13 protein-coding genes are annotated in these 14,160 nt (G+C 60.3%); 7 read left to right on the top strand and 6 right to left on the bottom strand.

Translation table 11 applies throughout. From position 1 onward, the window contains the following. Positions 1-9 precede the first annotated feature (9 nt). A complete protein-coding gene (locus CRO62_RS21270) occupies positions 10-1,794 on the bottom strand; it encodes an acyl-CoA dehydrogenase (protein WP_097101692.1) in 1,785 nt (594 codons plus the stop codon). Positions 1,795-2,017: 223 nt separating this feature from the next. Between CRO62_RS21270 and CRO62_RS21265 the strand changes: the two genes are divergently transcribed. Further along, entirely contained in the window at positions 2,018-3,013 is a 996-nt protein-coding gene (locus CRO62_RS21265; RefSeq protein WP_003511722.1) for a transporter, read from the top strand. Positions 3,014-3,116: 103 nt separating this feature from the next. Here the strand turns inward: CRO62_RS21265 and CRO62_RS21260 are convergent, their stop codons facing one another. From CRO62_RS21260 to CRO62_RS21245, 4 genes are all read right to left on the bottom strand, one after another. Then, complete coding sequence (locus CRO62_RS21260; RefSeq protein ID WP_019564209.1) at positions 3,117-3,641, bottom strand: BA14K family protein; 525 nt, start codon at positions 3,639-3,641, stop codon at positions 3,117-3,119. A gap of 224 nt (positions 3,642-3,865) precedes the next feature. Then, positions 3,866-4,330 (bottom strand): BA14K family protein, encoded by a 465-nt coding sequence (locus CRO62_RS21255; RefSeq protein WP_065688052.1) that lies wholly within the window; start codon positions 4,328-4,330, stop codon positions 3,866-3,868. 181 nt (positions 4,331-4,511) lie between these two features. Continuing rightward, entirely contained in the window at positions 4,512-5,594 is a 1,083-nt protein-coding gene (locus CRO62_RS21250; protein WP_065688051.1) for a hybrid-cluster NAD(P)-dependent oxidoreductase, read from the bottom strand. Between the two features lie 7 nt (positions 5,595-5,601). Continuing rightward, positions 5,602-6,846 carry an aromatic ring-hydroxylating oxygenase subunit alpha gene (locus CRO62_RS21245; protein ID WP_003511714.1) on the bottom strand — a complete coding sequence of 415 codons (1,245 nt, stop codon included), beginning with the start codon at positions 6,844-6,846 and terminating at the stop codon, positions 5,602-5,604. A 332-nt stretch (positions 6,847-7,178) separates the two neighbouring features. On the opposite strand from CRO62_RS21245, the gene CRO62_RS21240 reads away from it, so the two are divergent. The 3 genes from CRO62_RS21240 (at position 7,179) to CRO62_RS21230 (ending at position 10,310) form a co-directional block, all read left to right on the top strand. Next, on the top strand, positions 7,179-7,787 hold the full coding sequence (locus CRO62_RS21240) for a DUF6656 family protein (protein ID WP_097101690.1): 609 nt from the start codon (positions 7,179-7,181) through the stop codon (positions 7,785-7,787). 64 nt (positions 7,788-7,851) lie between these two features. Next, entirely contained in the window at positions 7,852-8,829 is a 978-nt protein-coding gene (locus tag CRO62_RS21235) for an L-threonylcarbamoyladenylate synthase (RefSeq protein ID WP_097101688.1), read from the top strand. 47 nt (positions 8,830-8,876) lie between these two features. Then, positions 8,877-10,310, top strand: coding sequence for an FAD-binding oxidoreductase (locus CRO62_RS21230; RefSeq protein WP_097101685.1), 1,434 nt, complete (start codon positions 8,877-8,879; stop codon positions 10,308-10,310). A 27-nt stretch (positions 10,311-10,337) separates the two neighbouring features. Here CRO62_RS21230 and CRO62_RS21225 read toward each other — a convergent pair whose 3' ends face one another. Further along, complete coding sequence (locus CRO62_RS21225; RefSeq protein WP_003511706.1) at positions 10,338-10,856, bottom strand: hypothetical protein; 519 nt, start codon at positions 10,854-10,856, stop codon at positions 10,338-10,340. A 288-nt stretch (positions 10,857-11,144) separates the two neighbouring features. On the opposite strand from CRO62_RS21225, the gene CRO62_RS21220 reads away from it, so the two are divergent. The 3 genes from CRO62_RS21220 to CRO62_RS21210 all read left to right on the top strand — a co-directional run bounded on the left by CRO62_RS21220 (position 11,145) and on the right by CRO62_RS21210 (position 14,122). Then, positions 11,145-12,302 (top strand): PA0069 family radical SAM protein, encoded by a 1,158-nt coding sequence (locus CRO62_RS21220; RefSeq protein ID WP_097101683.1) that lies wholly within the window; start codon positions 11,145-11,147, stop codon positions 12,300-12,302. 338 nt (positions 12,303-12,640) lie between these two features. Beyond that, the gene (locus CRO62_RS21215; protein WP_097101681.1) at positions 12,641-13,294 is read left to right on the top strand and encodes a ribonuclease HII; all 654 of its coding nucleotides are present in this window, start codon (positions 12,641-12,643) and stop codon (positions 13,292-13,294) included. A 138-nt stretch (positions 13,295-13,432) separates the two neighbouring features. Then, entirely contained in the window at positions 13,433-14,122 is a 690-nt protein-coding gene (locus CRO62_RS21210) for a permease (RefSeq protein ID WP_097101679.1), read from the top strand. The last annotated feature ends 38 nt before the right edge of the window (positions 14,123-14,160 follow it).

The raw sequence follows: 14,160 nt of genomic DNA, 5'->3' as shown, positions 1-14,160 counted from the left end.
GTTTTCTCCTTAACCCAGTACGGCGCGGGCGGCGGCAAGGCTTGCTGCACCGGCAATGACGCGATCCCTCAGCGCTGCCGTTTCCGCCAGCAGGTTTTCCGCCGCAAAACGGCAGAGCGCTGCGCGATGCGCTCCCCTGCCGTCATCCACCTGGGCCAGGGCGCCCTTGGCAAAATAAGCTCCGGTGAGCGCCAGCCCGAAGAGGCGCTGATAGGGCGTGGCACCGGCGAGCGCGGTTTCGGTTTCGCCCGCTTTCAGGCGTTCCAGCAACCAGTCAGTCGCCGTTTCGAGATCGGTGAGACTCGTTTCGAGATAACGGGCAGTCTCGCCGAGATCGCTGCGGTTCGAGGCAGCCGTTCGGGCGACGATTTCACGCAGTTCTGCGATGAAACCGCGCACCTGTGCGCCATCGGAAAGCGGCAGCTTGCGCACCACCAGGTCGATCGCCTGAATGCCGTTGGTGCCTTCGTAGATGGGCGCGATGCGGGCATCGCGCAGGTAACGCGCCGCACCGGTTTCCTCGATGAAGCCCATGCCGCCATGCACCTGAATGCCCATGGAAGCGACATCGACACCGGCATCGGTGGAGAAGGACTTGGCGATTGGCGTTAAAAGAGCTGCGCGCTCCTGCCAGTGGGCGCGTTCAGCCACGTCCTCGGCGGCATGCGCCATATCGATGGCGTGGGCGCAGTTGAAGGAGATGGCGCGCGCACCTTGCGTCAGCGCTTTCATCGTCAACAGCGTACGGGCGATATCGGGATGCTCGATGATCGGGCTCATGCCGGAACCATGCCAGCCGGGCGCCTTGCCCTGCGTGCGTTCCCTGGCGTATTCAGTTGCCTTCTGTGTCGCCGCCTCGCAGATCGCCACGCCCTGCATGCCAACGGCAAGGCGGGCGTTGTTCATCATGGTGAACATGCAGGCGAGACCCTTGTTCTCCTCGCCGATCAGCCAGCCCGAGGCACCCTTCTCTTCGCCAAACTTTCCGTCCCCGAAGATCATCGTGCAGGTGGGCGAACCGTGAATGCCGAGCTTGTGCTCCAGCGAATGGCAGAAGACGTCGTTGCGGCTGCCCGGCTTGCCATCGTCTTCGGGCAGGAATTTCGGCACGAGGAACAGCGAAATTCCGCGCGTGCCGGCCGGCGCATCCGGCAGGCGGGCAAGAACGAGGTGGATGATATTGTCCGCGGCGTCATGTTCGCCCCAGGTGATGAAAATCTTCTGCCCGAAAATGCGGTAGGTGCCGTCACCATTACGCTCGGCACGGGTTTTCAGCACGCCAAGGTCCGATCCCGCATGCGGTTCGGTGAGGTTCATCGTGCCGGTCCATTCGCCGGAGACGAGTTTGGGAAGGTACAGGCGCTTCAGGTCGTTGCTACCGTGGGCAACGAGAGCTTCCACCGCGCCCATGGTGAGCGTCGGCGCAAGCGCGAAAGCCATGGAACCGGAATTCCACATTTCGAGTGCGGCGACATTCAGCATATGCGGCAGGTTCTGGCCGCCGAATTCTTCCGGTGCGGTGAGGCTGTTCCAGCCGGCCTCAGACCAGCGCCGGTAAAGATCGGCCCAGCCGTCCGGCGTTGAGACCTTGCCGTCGCTCAGCCGCGCGCCCTGGCGGTCGCCTATATCGGCAAGCGGCGCGACCTGCTCGGTGGCGAAACGGCCGGCCTCCTGTAATATGGCATCGACCACATCTTCACCGAGGTCTCCCAGAGCACCCCTGGACAACGCGTCTTGCAGACCCGCCACATGTTTGAGTGTAAAGGCGATATCATCCACCGGCGCGGTATACATGCTGCCTCCTCCCGAAGCTCTTGCCTATCGTGCTGTTGCTTTCGGGCTAAATGATTTTTACGTAAACGTCAATTTGAAAATTCCCGTCTTTTCAGCGGGATTGTTATAAAACTGTCATATGAATTTGCTCAGCATGCGCTGACAGGTGCCGTGCCACCGCTGCCGCTTCCGTCTTGGGGCGACGGACGCCTCCCCTCCCTTCCCGCCGGTCAGGACTGCCACGATGGATCTCATAACGCCCGCTATCCCCGGCCTTGTCTGGGCCTATCAATTCCATCCCGGAACGGCGCCGTGCAGGCGGCTTGCGCCCGATGCGGGCTTTGGCGAGATGGCGCAATGCGAGGGCTTCTTCTGGCTGCACCTCAATCTCGCGGATCAGCGGGTGGCGGGCTTTCTCGAAACGATCGACGGTCTCGATCCGGCAGCGCTGGCAAGCCTCACCACCCATGAAACCCATCCGTCCATCACGGTGGATGAAAAGTCACTTTATGGGACGCTGGTCGATTTCCAGCGCGAGTTCGATCAGGAAACGCGTGATTTCGGTTGGCTGCATTTCGCGGTCAGCGACCGTTTCATCATCACCACCCGCCTGCAACCGTTGCGCTCAGTGGACCGGCTGAAAGCGGCAGTCGACAAGAATTCCAACCGCTACCTCACGCCGGCCCATGTCTTCGAAGGCCTCGTCGCGGAATTCCAGCGTTCGCTGATCAGCCTGGTGATGGAAACGACCGAAGAGCTGAACGCCATCGAGGACCTGGTCTATGACAGCGAAAACCGCGATGAGCGGCGGCGTCTTGCGCCGCTCAGGCGCACGGTCGTTCGCCTCCACCGGCATCTGCGCACGGTGCTCACCCTGATGCGGCGGGCGTCTGCCGCCGATGAGGACGAGATGCCTGACGGTTTCGAGGATGTCGCCTCGCGGCTGATGGGCCGCCTCGAGGCCGTCGATCACGATGTCTACGCCCTCCAGGAGCGCGCAAGGCTGCTGCACGAGGAAATCGATTCCAAACTCTCGTCCGAAACCAACCGGCATCTTTATATCCTGTCGCTGATGACGGCATTCCTGCTGCCGCCATCGCTGGTCACCGGCTTCTTCGGCATGAACACGGATGAGTTGCCATTTACGGTCGGCACCGGCGGCACGATGGCGGCCAGCATCTTCATCGTGATTTCGGTTATGCTTGCCTGGTTCGTGCTGAAGCGGGCGCGTATTCTGTGACAACAAAAAGCCGCCCGTATCCGGGCGGCTCGTAGTAACTATCAGGCTGGTCAATCCCTATTCCGTCTTGCCGGATCAAGGCCGGAGTGACGGAGTAGTGCTATCAGCTGTAAGGCGAATAGCAGGGCTGGCGTGGGCCATTGTAGGGCTGGAACGTGTTGCTATAGGCATCGTAGGACCGATACCGGCCATAGCACCAGTTCACATGCGCCTGGCTCATTCCGGCACGACGAACCGGACGATATTCGCGGTAGACCGGACGCGGGCGATATTCCGGAACCGGACGGTAGACTTCGCGCGGCTGCGACAGTGCGCCGCCGATGATAGCGCCCGTCGCAAAGGCTGCGAGCGGGAACCAGTAACCGTCGTGGTGACGATAACCCGGGCGGTAGTCGCGATAACCGCGATGGCCGCCGTACCAGCCGCGGCGTTCGCCGCCCCAGCCGCCACGATTGTCACGATCGCGCCAGTATTGCACATTGACGATATTCTTGCCGGCATCGTTACCGAGGGTCTCGACACTCTTCGGCGCCATCAGCAATGGCATTGCCTCAGCGGGAACAATCGCTCCTGCAACCACGATTGCAGAAAGACCGACAGCCAGGATATTCTTCACATAGCTTCTCATCTGACTTCCTCCATTCACGACGGTCGACAGGCCGTTGCACGTGAATAATAACACCTTTTTCTTTTTATCCAGCCAGTTTGTCGGTGCTGGCTGGAACATCACAGGTTGCAGGCTAGGCGCTTTCGCCTGAACCCAGCATTAACGGCGTTGTCACGCTTCGGTTACCGAAACTCGCCACCTGAAAGCAAAAGCCCGGATCAGACCCGGGCTTTCGAAAGGCGTGCTTAACGGCTGTAGGGAGATACGCATACGCGACGCGGACCGCTGTTCGGCTGGTAGCTGTTATCGTAGGCGCGGTACGAGCGCCAACGGTTCTGGCACCAGGAAACATGGCTGCCGCCATAAGCCGGTCTCGGCTGCGCCATGGCACCGCCAATGATTGCGCCAGTGGCGAAGGCCGCCAGCGGGAACCACATTCCGTTGTGATAACGGTAGCCCGGACGGCGGTCGCGATAGCCGCGATGGCCGTTATAATATCCGTCCCGCGACGGGCGCGGACGATACATACGGTCGCCGTATCTGCGGTCACCTCGGCGGTCCCATTCACGGTACTGCACCGGCACTACATTCTCAGTTGAGATTGCCGGCTTTGCCATCGGAACAGGCGCCTGGAACGCCTGCGACGGCGTGAAGCTTGTCAGGAACAGGACAACCGCCGTAGCGACGCTCGTCGTGCGGAAATTCATCATGATCTTTCCTCCGTTTGCTGTAGCGCGTTGAACCGCGCTTTCTAACTACTCGGTCTTGTCGGAGGTAGGGGCAGCCCCATTGAAACACCCGAAAAGAATTCGATGACGTGCAAACGAGTTTTAAGACCTTTGGTTCCGGTTCAAAAATAGATTCCCGCATAAGACGCAGGATTTCATGCGCTCAGGCTTCCACCTTCACGTCGGTCAACGGCCGCGAGCAGCAGGCGAGAATATAGCCTTCATCGATTTCGTCATCGAGAATGCCGCCATTGTGGTTCATCTCCACCTCGCCGGAGAGCTTCAGCACCCGGCAGGTGCCGCAAATTCCCGATTCGCAGGCGGCACCGATGCGCACACCGGCGGCGCGCGCCGTCATCAGAACGGTCTGGCCGGGCTGGCACGGTACTTCCTTGCCGGAAAGCGTGAACCCCACCATCGAGAGTGCTTCGCCATCCGCCACGGTGTGAATACTCTCGCCCACAGCAACCGGGGCGGCTGGCGAAAAGCTTTCCTGGTGGTAACGGCTCATGTCGAAGCCGGAAGCATCCAGCATGGAGCGGATGGCGGCCATGAAAGGCTCCGGTCCACAACAGAACACCGTGCGATCCATGAAATCAGGCGACAGAAGCGCGATCTTGGCCTTGTCGACCATGCCCTTCAAGCCGGACCAGAGATCAGTGCGGCCGCAATTTTCCACGATGAAACCGAGCGACAGTTTCGGCATGAAGCGGGCAAGATATTCCAGCTCGTGACGGAACACGATATCGGATGGCGAGCGCGAGCAATTGATGAAGGCGATGTCGCTTTGCGGCGCACGGTCGCTCATGTCGCGCACCATCGACATCATCGGCGTAACGCCGGAGCCGGCCGAGATGAACAGGTATTTGTCGCCGGGATGCCGGACATAAGAGAAATCGCCGAGGGGGCCGAGCGCCCGGATTTTCATGCCGGGCTTCAGATTGTCGAACATCCAGCGCGTGCCGATGCTGGTGGCCTGCGCCTTGACCGTGACCGACAGCGCATAGGGCCGCGACGGGCTGGAGGACAATGTGTAGGTGCGGTAGAGCGGCTCCTTGCTTACAGGCAATTCCAGCGTCACGAACTGGCCCGGCAGATAACGGAACCAGTTCTGATCCTCCGACCGGAACAGGAATGTCATCACGTCAGGCGTCTCGGGCGTCACCGAAATGCATTCCAGCAGGTGGAGCTTGTCGCTCCACGGCTTCATCTCGTCTATGTGCTTGTAGGTCACAGCCATATTCATCTTCGCGTTACGCTACTGCCGAAAGGCGGGCCTTGTCGCCCGACAGCCGGTCAACCATGAAATCGGCATACCAGTTGACGAACTGCATCACGCCGCCCTCGTCTTCCATGGAATAGGGGCCGGGCTGGTAAGCGGGCGAACGGATGCCGAAGGCGTTTTCCTCGACGATGCGGCGGTCCTGATCGTTGGTTTCGTTCCAGACGTGCGTGAGGTCCTCGAGATCGTAATCCACGCCTTCAACCGCATCCTTGTTCACCAGCCATTTGGTGGTGACCATGGTCTCGTTGGCGTTGAGCGGCAGCACACGGAAGGAAATGGTGTGGTCGCCGAGGAAGTGGTTCCAGGTCGTCGGATAATGGAACAGAAGCAGCGCGCCGATATGGCTGATGCTGACATCATCGGAAAGCGGCCGGCGCACGGCGCGTTTTCCCGACATGGTGTAGCTTTCCGCCTCGCCGATCAGCGGCATGCGGGCAACACGGAACTGGCCTTTCGGATCGATCTTGAAGCGGCTCGGCAGGCCGGCAGCCTCGCAGCGTGCCCAGTGGCCACCGATCTCGGGATCGCTTGCACCACCGTCCGTACCCGTAACGCTCGGGTTTTCAGGATAGGTGCGGCAGAGTTCCGGATGGTTGGCGGCGCAATGGTAGCACTCGCGGTTGTTTTCCCAGACGAGCTTCCAGTTACCCTTTTCGATGATCGTGCTTTCATGCGCAACCTTGGCTTCCCAGATGCGATGCGGCGCCATGTAGCTTTCGACCTCGGCGCGCATCGGCGCGAAATCGGCGGGCTGGTCTGCCAGGCAGATGAAGACGTAACCGGCAACGGTTTCGCAGTGGACCGGCTTCAGGCCGAATTCAGCCTTGTCGAAATCATCGCCCATATGGCGGGCAAACAGCAGCTTGCCGTCCAGATCATAAGTCCACTGGTGATAGGGACAGACGAGGCGTGCGGACTGGCCCTTATGAGAAGAGCAGACGCGGGAACCGCGATGGCGACAGGAATTATGGAGGGCGCGAATCTGTCCGTCGCGACCGCGAATGATGACGACGGAATAGGCGCCGACCTGAACGGTGATGTAGTTACCGGCCTTCGGCACTTCGCAATCATGGCCGACAAACAGCCAGTCGCGGTACCAGATGGTTTCCATGTCCAGATTGAAATAATCCGGGTCCGTGTAGAAAGACTGTTCCAGGCTGAAGCCTTCGCGGCGGTTCTTCAGCTGACGCAGTACGGTATCACGCAATTCCATGGCCAAATCCTCGATCAAACCGCCCTGCCCCACACCATTTATCGGACTGCGGAAGTGTGATCCCATCTAAACATCAGCGTTCATTTGCGGCAGCGCAGACAGCGACATCGGCTTCCGCATTGGCGACAAATTGCGACATGCGCCAATGGCCGCTGCACGCCATTCCGCTGCGAAATCCGGCAGCTATTCCCCGCCGGAAACCACGTCGCAATATGACGCATGATGTCGCGCGGCTCCCTCTCTACCCGTTAAAAAACGGGGGTTGCGGCGCAACGGAGTTTTAACATGCCCTAAACTATATTGCCTGATCGACAACAACGAGGGCGTTCCGGGTGGAGAAGGCGACACGCATACGTTATTTCGATGCCGGCAAACATTCGGTCACGCCGATACGTTCAAAGACCGCGCATTCGGATTTCCTGCGAACCGGGCGCATCAGCCGCTACGAAGAACGCTGGCTGCCGAGGGAACGCGTCTATTACAGCCATGACGAAGTGGCGGCGATGACCGGGCGCAAGCTCGAGGCTGCTGCCGATGCCACCCATAGTCGTCTCAATGGCTTTCACCAGTCCATCCGTTTTCCCAAGATGGTTTTCCACCATCTGCTGGATGAGCGGCCGCATCTCGGCTATTGCCATGTCACGGCAGCGAAAACCAGTTTCGACGCCGAGCGCCATGTGCTCTGGTCGTTCTATTTCGCGAATTTCTTCGCCGAGTTGAGCGGGGCCGAGAACTTCTTCGAAAACATCGATGCGCGCTATTCGCGGATGTATTTCGCAGTCGCCATCAACGCGCTTCCCAACAAGAACATCGCCATCGATACCTCCTTCCATCGCGGCGGCCTGCTGTTCCAGACCCACGACCCGCGCGTAGCGCTCAAAAACGTGCTTATGCTCGGCGCCCGCTCGGACGAGATGCGCAAGATCATCAAGGCAATATAAAAGCCACGATAGCGCTTTCCATAAGGCCCTGAAATACGCTATTGACGCCCTGAAAGGCAGCATCATGGCGCGTCATATCGATATCGAAAACGAGCGGGAAACCGCCTTTCAGGCGGCCGTCGAGGAGCTTTCCCGCGGCCAGCCAATCGCCCTGCCCACGGAAACCGTCTATGGCCTTGCTGCGGACGCCACCGATCCGGCGGCCATTACCCGCATTTACGAAACGAAAGGCAGGCCGCAGTTCAATCCGCTGATCTGCCATATGGCCGATATCGCCATGGCCGAACGTTATGCGGTTTTCGATCCTGTGTCACGACGCCTCGCCGAAGCCTTCTGGCCCGGCCCGCTGACGCTGGTTCTGCCGTTGAAACCGGCAAGCGGCATTCACTCACTGGCAACGGCGGGGCTCGATACCGTCGGCATTCGCGTTCCGCAGGGCTTCGCCGGTGATCTGATCCGCCGGTTCGACAAACCTCTTGCTGCGCCCAGTGCCAATAGTTCCGGCAAGATCAGCCCCACCAGTGCAGCCCATGTCGAGGCCGATCTCGGGAACAGGATCAACCTCATTCTTGATGGCGGTGCTGCCTCCGTCGGTGTCGAATCCACCATCGTCAAGGTGGAAGACGACGGGCGGGTGCGGCTGCTTCGTCCCGGCGGCATCGTCACCGAGGAGATCGAGCGCATCACCGGCACCCAGCTCGAACGGCCGGAAAAGGCATCAGCCGCCATCGAGGCACCCGGAATGCTCGCCTCGCATTATGCGCCCGGTGCAGCCGTTCGCCTCGACGCGACATCCGTTTCTGCCGACGAGGCACTGATCCGGTTCGGCGGCATCGCGGTTGAGGGACAAGAGATCGCCCGTACCGTTCTCGACCTCAGCCCTTCCGGCGATCTTGCCGAGGCGGCCGCCAATCTGTTCGATTATCTCAAAGCAGCCGACGCGAGCGGTGCCGCGACAATCGCGGTCACAACCATTCCCGCCCACGGTCTTGGAGAGGCGATCAATGACCGCCTTTCCCGCGCCGCCGCGCCGCGAGGCTGACGGTACTCACCATTTCGCCCACCGTTTCAAATGACAGCGAGACGCCAATGACAATCGCCGCCCCCTCCTCCGACATCCTCGACCGCTTCACTGCCATTGTCGGCGAAAAGAACGCGGTACGCGACGCTGCGGAAATGGCGCCGCGTCTCGTGGAAAATCGCGGGCTTTACCATGGTGCGTCACCGCTGCTGCTCAAGCCCGGCACTGTCGGGGAGGTTGCAGCCATCCTGAAGCTCGCCAGCGAGACAGGCACGCCCATCGTGCCGCAGACCGGCAATACCGGCCTCGTGGGTGGCCAGACGCCGCGTGCTGACGGAACCGACATTATCCTCTCGCTCGAGCGCATGAACCGCATCCGCGACATCGATCCGGTCGCCAACACCATCGTTGCGGATGCCGGCTGTATTCTCGACGACATTCACAAGGCCGCATCGACCGTGGAGCGGATGTTCCCGCTGTCGCTCGGTTCGCAGGGCTCGTGCCGCATCGGCGGCAATCTGGCCACCAATGCCGGCGGCACGGCGGTGCTCGCTTATGGCAATATGCGCCAGCTTTGCCTGGGGCTTGAAGTGGTGCTGCCGACAGGTGAAATCTGGGACGGGCTTCGCCGGCTGAAAAAGGACAATACGGGTTACGATCTGCGCGATCTCTTCATCGGTTCGGAAGGCACGCTCGGCATTATCACCGGTGCGGTGCTGAAGCTTTTCCCCGTGCCGCTCGGCCATCAGGTGGGTTTTGCCGGTCTTCGATCCACCGACGATGCGTTGAAGCTGTTCGAAATGGCCTCCAACCTCTGCGGCACAGCGCTGACCGGCTTTGAGCTGATGCCGCGCATCGGCGTGGAATTCACCGCCAAACATATTCCCGGCGTGCGCGATCCGCTACAAACGCCGCATGACTGGTACGCGCTCATCGATATCTCCACCTCCGATTCGGCTGAGACGGCTGAAACGATGATGCAATCGCTGCTGGAGCGCGGTTTGTCGGCCGGGCTGGTCGAGGATGCGGTGATCGCTTCATCGGAAGCGCAGCGTCAGGCGCTCTGGCATATGCGCGAAAGCATGTCGGATGCGCAAAAGCCGGAAGGCGGGTCGATCAAGCACGACGTTTCCGTTCCGGTGTCGAAAATACCGGAATTCATGGCAACGGCGGAAAAGGCCGTTCTTGCCGCCATTCCCGGCGCCCGCGTCTGCGCCTTCGGCCATCTGGGCGATGGCAACATCCACTACAATATTTCCCAGCCGGTTGGTGCGGACAAAGCTGAATTCATCGGTCACTGGCGGGATATGAACGAGATCGTGCACGGCATCGTGCTGTCGCTCGGCGGCTCGATTTCGGCCGAACATGGCATCGGCCAGCTGAAGCGCGACGAGCTGGCCGCGATCAGGCCTGGCATAGAAATGGACCTGATGCGGCGCATCAAACACGCCTTTGATCCTGCCGGCATCATGAACCCCGGCAAGGTGCTCACCGCCCGCTAGGGACAGCAGCTTCATCATCGTTGCAGGTTAGTTGGAAGTTCTCGCCGTCCAGGCGGGAACCAGTTCCGCATTCAGGCGGCGCGGCTTTTGCGCGTGCACGAGCTGTGTCAGGCCCATGCCGGATTTTGCGATCGCCACCGCATGTTTCTTCGGCATCAGGTAGCCGCATTCCAAGGGAGGCCGGCGGCGCACTATCCGGCTGAAAAAGGGCCGCTTGTGATACCGGGACGGCGAGAAACGCGCGGGCTCGGCACAGACAGCCACATATTCGAGAATCTCTTCGATCCAGCCGCTCTGCGGACGCGCACCCGGTTCGACCAGCAGGATCCAATGCCCGCGCGCCGAGCGCATGACATCCTCAATATCCCACTGCGCATAAAAACGGCAGCCAGCGGCATCGGCGACGCGCGACGATCCATCGCGCGAACCGTGATCGAGGATCACAACGTCGCTTACCAGCCCTTCCACGGCCCCGGTTACAAGCGCAGACAGCGTATGCGCCAGTTCCGGTTCCTGATCCCGGCATTCCATTATGACTGTCAACATATGCATAGCTCTAACGCATCGCACAATAAATTGCCACTGCACTGGATGTCAGAAAATCCGCAACCGTTCCGGCTTAACTCTAGCGCACCTTCAGGTGGGATTGGCGCGAACGGCACCCCGGCCGCAGGTCGGCCAGCTATCGATTTTGCATTTTTTGTTCTTGTAATGTTCTCATTTCTGCGGTAGGAATTTAATCATTCGAAGAGGCAATGAAACGCCGGTTCGAGTGGAAACGGTTTAGGGCGTTGGCTTGCCTTGAGAGGCGTGCGGCACCCTGGGAGCATCCAGATGAGAGACCATACGCTTTCGGGGCAGGCTGCCTTCCAGCCGAGCCATACGCCTGACATTGCCAATGCGCTGGCCGATGCTTCGGGCCTGCGCATCGAGATCGACCGTCGTCGCGGGCGTGGCGCCGGACTTAACCCGGGCGGGCGCTTCGAGGCCCTGCAGCGGGAGGTTTTCGACGATGGCTGGCAGACTCTGGAGGAGCTGCCGGAGTTCCGCACCGAAGTGCAGGTGGAAAAGCCGCGCAGCATCATCAGCCGCAACGAATCGCCTGACATCCCTTTCGACCGTTCCATCAATCCCTATCGCGGCTGCGAACATGGCTGCATCTACTGTTTCGCCCGTCCGACGCACAGCTATATGGGGCTTTCTGCCGGGCTGGATTTCGAGGCGAAGCTTTTCGCCAAGCCGGATGCGGCAAAGCTGCTCGAAAGGGAGCTGGCGAAGCCCGGCTACAAGCCGCGCGTCATTGCCATCGGCACCAATACCGACCCCTATCAGCCGATCGAGCGCGAATGGCGCATCATGCGGCAGATACTGGAAGTGCTGGCAAAGGCCGACCATCCCGTCGCCATCGTCACCAAATCGGCCCTGATCAAGCGGGATATCGATATTCTGGCGCCCATGGCCAAGAAAGGTCTCGCCAAGGTTGGTATTTCCGTGACGACGCTGGACCGCAAGCTGGCACGCAGCATGGAACCGCGCGCCGCCACGCCTGAAAAACGGCTGGAAGCCGTCAAGGCGCTGACGGATGCCGGCATTCCCGTGGCGGTGATGATGGCACCCGTCATTCCCGCACTCAACGATCATGAGATCGAACGCATTCTCGAAGCCGGCAAGGCCGCTGGCGCAACGGAGGCGTCCTATGTGCTGCTGCGCCTGCCGCTGGAGGTCAGCCCCCTCTTCCGCGACTGGCTGCTGCGCAACTATCCGGACCGCTACCGGCATGTCATGTCGCTGGTGCGCTCCATGCGCGACGGCAAGGATTACGATGCGGAATTCGGAAAACGCATGAAGGGTGCTGGTCCCTATGCATGGCAGATCGGCAGGCGTTTCGAAATGGCGACGAAACGGCTTGGCCTCATCCGCCGCGGCATTCACCTGCGCGACGATATCTTCGTGCCGCCGGGAGGTGCCGGCGTGCAATTGTCGCTGCTTTGAAAATATGAGGCCCGCTTGGCCGATCGATGGCGCAGTACGATGCGCGCAACGATAACCAGCGGTGCAGACCCATAAAGAGTGGCGGCCCTTTCCTGTTGACGGGGCCATGCTCTTGACGAAATGCCCGGCGGGTTTTCCCTGGCCCGTCGGACATCACCCCCCGGAACCCGCCGCCTCGCGTGCGATCGCTTTTCCTCCGCCGCCCCGTTGGAGGATCAAAGGTCATGACGACCTAAGGGGCACGGTTGGCCACGCCCCTTGACCCGGCTGGCCGCGCCCGTCATCGCCCGCTTCCGGGGGCTTGCAGGAGATCGGGTGTGTGTGCAAGTTTCTGCCGCATGAAACGCCGCACCGCACCCGATTCTCCTGCCCTCTTTGATCTCGCCGATACGGGCCCCGATTTCTCCTTCGAACTCGAGGCGAGGAAGAAGGGGCTTTGGCCCGTGGCCGGCACGGATGAGGCAGGCCGGGGACCTCTCGCGGGACCAGTGGTTGCGGCGGCTGTCATTCTCGATCCCGACAATATTCCTGATGGTCTTGACGATTCCAAGAAACTGACCAAGCTGAAACGGGAAAGCCTGTTTCTGCAAATCATGGAAACATCGATCGTTTCTGTCGCCTCCTCCGGCCCCGGCCTGATCGACACCATGAATATCCTGCGCGCCAGCCTCGACGCCATGCGTCGCGCCGTACTCGGCCTCGAAATCTCCCCAGCCCTCGTGCTGGCAGATGGCCGCGACAAGCCGCCGGGCATCACCTGCGAGTCAAAGGCCGTCATCAAGGGCGATTCCCGCTCCCTCTCAATCGCCGCCGCTTCGATCATCGCCAAGGTGACCCGTGACCGGATGATGGAACGGGCCGGTGTAGTGCACAGCTCCTATGGTTTCGAAGGCCATGCCGGTTACGGCACACCAGCCCACCTGCGCGCCATCGAAAGCCATGGCCCCTGTCCGCTGCACCGGATGAGTTTCCGGCCGCTGAAGCAGGACTGATCGAAATCGACGATCCTGAAGCGGAGAATGCGGGCCTCGCACCGGATTTCAGCGCCCTTCCATGAGGTGACGATCTCCGTCTCCACTGGTAGAATTCTATCTCAATGCATGGACGCGCAGGGCTTTGGGAGAAGAGATTTGGATTTCATGAAACTGCTGAAGTCGCTCGAAGAACTTCTCTACGAGCTGGTTTCATGGCTCCTCTTCTATCCGCTGACAATGTGGCGATCGGTCGTCGCACCGCTCAGCATGATGCGCTACGCCGACAGCGAACTCGCGGATCGGCTTGAAGACCAATATGACGACACACTGAGTCCGCCCCTCTTCCTCCTGATCACTCTGCTTTTTTCGCAGGGACTCTCCGCCTCCCTTCCGACCATTTACGATCCCACATTGGCCGCTCGGGAGCTTGGTTCGGGTTCGAACCTGCTCATAGCGCGTGGCGTTATATTCGGGATTTATCCGCTGTGTATGGCCGTCACGCTTCTGCGTCGGAAACGGGTGAGGATCACCCGAAACTCCCTGCGTCCGCCGTTCTTCAGCCAATGTTACGTGGCTGCGCCGTTTACATTTGTCCTGGTTCTGGGTTTCGATTTTGCATCCATGCCTCTGGAACATGGCCTTACGTTCGGGCTCGCCATTATCGCACTCGCTACGATCTGGTATGCGCAGGCTCAGATACGATGGCTGATGCAGGATCTCGGCTTGGGTATCGCGAAAGCAGGCCTGGCTTTCAGTGGCGCATTTCTGGTTGCCACCGCAGCAGCTTTTGTACTGGCGGTGCTGATAGCGCTCGAGGCCAAGACAATCTATCTCGCGATTACTTAGCAAGCCTCGACAAACCGGCAGCCACGAATTGCCGGCCA

The sequence above is a fragment of the Rhizobium sp. AN6A genome (assembly GCF_900215635.1).
GTDB classification, from domain to species: Bacteria; Pseudomonadota; Alphaproteobacteria; order Rhizobiales; family Rhizobiaceae; genus Agrobacterium; species Agrobacterium tumefaciens.
Note: the sequence above shows the minus strand (reverse complement) of the source record. Positions and strands in the feature narration are given on the sequence as shown.

Excerpts from the sequence above, each read along its gene's own strand:
- CRO62_RS21270 (WP_097101692.1), bottom strand. The coding sequence starts at position 1,794 with ATGTATACCGCGCCGGTGGATGATATCGCCTTTACACTCAAACATGTG.
- CRO62_RS21260 (WP_019564209.1), bottom strand. The coding sequence starts at position 3,641 with ATGAGAAGCTATGTGAAGAATATCCTGGCTGTCGGTCTTTCTGCAATC.
- CRO62_RS21230 (WP_097101685.1), top strand. The coding sequence starts at position 8,877 with ATGACAATCGCCGCCCCCTCCTCCGACATCCTCGACCGCTTCACTGCC.
- CRO62_RS21225 (WP_003511706.1), bottom strand. The coding sequence starts at position 10,856 with ATGTTGACAGTCATAATGGAATGCCGGGATCAGGAACCGGAACTGGCG.
- CRO62_RS21245 (WP_003511714.1), bottom strand. The coding sequence starts at position 6,846 with ATGGAATTGCGTGATACCGTACTGCGTCAGCTGAAGAACCGCCGCGAA.
- CRO62_RS21220 (WP_097101683.1), top strand. The coding sequence starts at position 11,145 with ATGAGAGACCATACGCTTTCGGGGCAGGCTGCCTTCCAGCCGAGCCAT.
- CRO62_RS21235 (WP_097101688.1), top strand. The coding sequence starts at position 7,852 with ATGGCGCGTCATATCGATATCGAAAACGAGCGGGAAACCGCCTTTCAG.
- CRO62_RS21250 (WP_065688051.1), bottom strand. The coding sequence starts at position 5,594 with ATGAATATGGCTGTGACCTACAAGCACATAGACGAGATGAAGCCGTGG.
- CRO62_RS21255 (WP_065688052.1), bottom strand. The coding sequence starts at position 4,330 with ATGATGAATTTCCGCACGACGAGCGTCGCTACGGCGGTTGTCCTGTTC.
- CRO62_RS21215 (WP_097101681.1), top strand. The coding sequence starts at position 12,641 with ATGAAACGCCGCACCGCACCCGATTCTCCTGCCCTCTTTGATCTCGCC.
- CRO62_RS21265 (WP_003511722.1), top strand. The coding sequence starts at position 2,018 with ATGGATCTCATAACGCCCGCTATCCCCGGCCTTGTCTGGGCCTATCAA.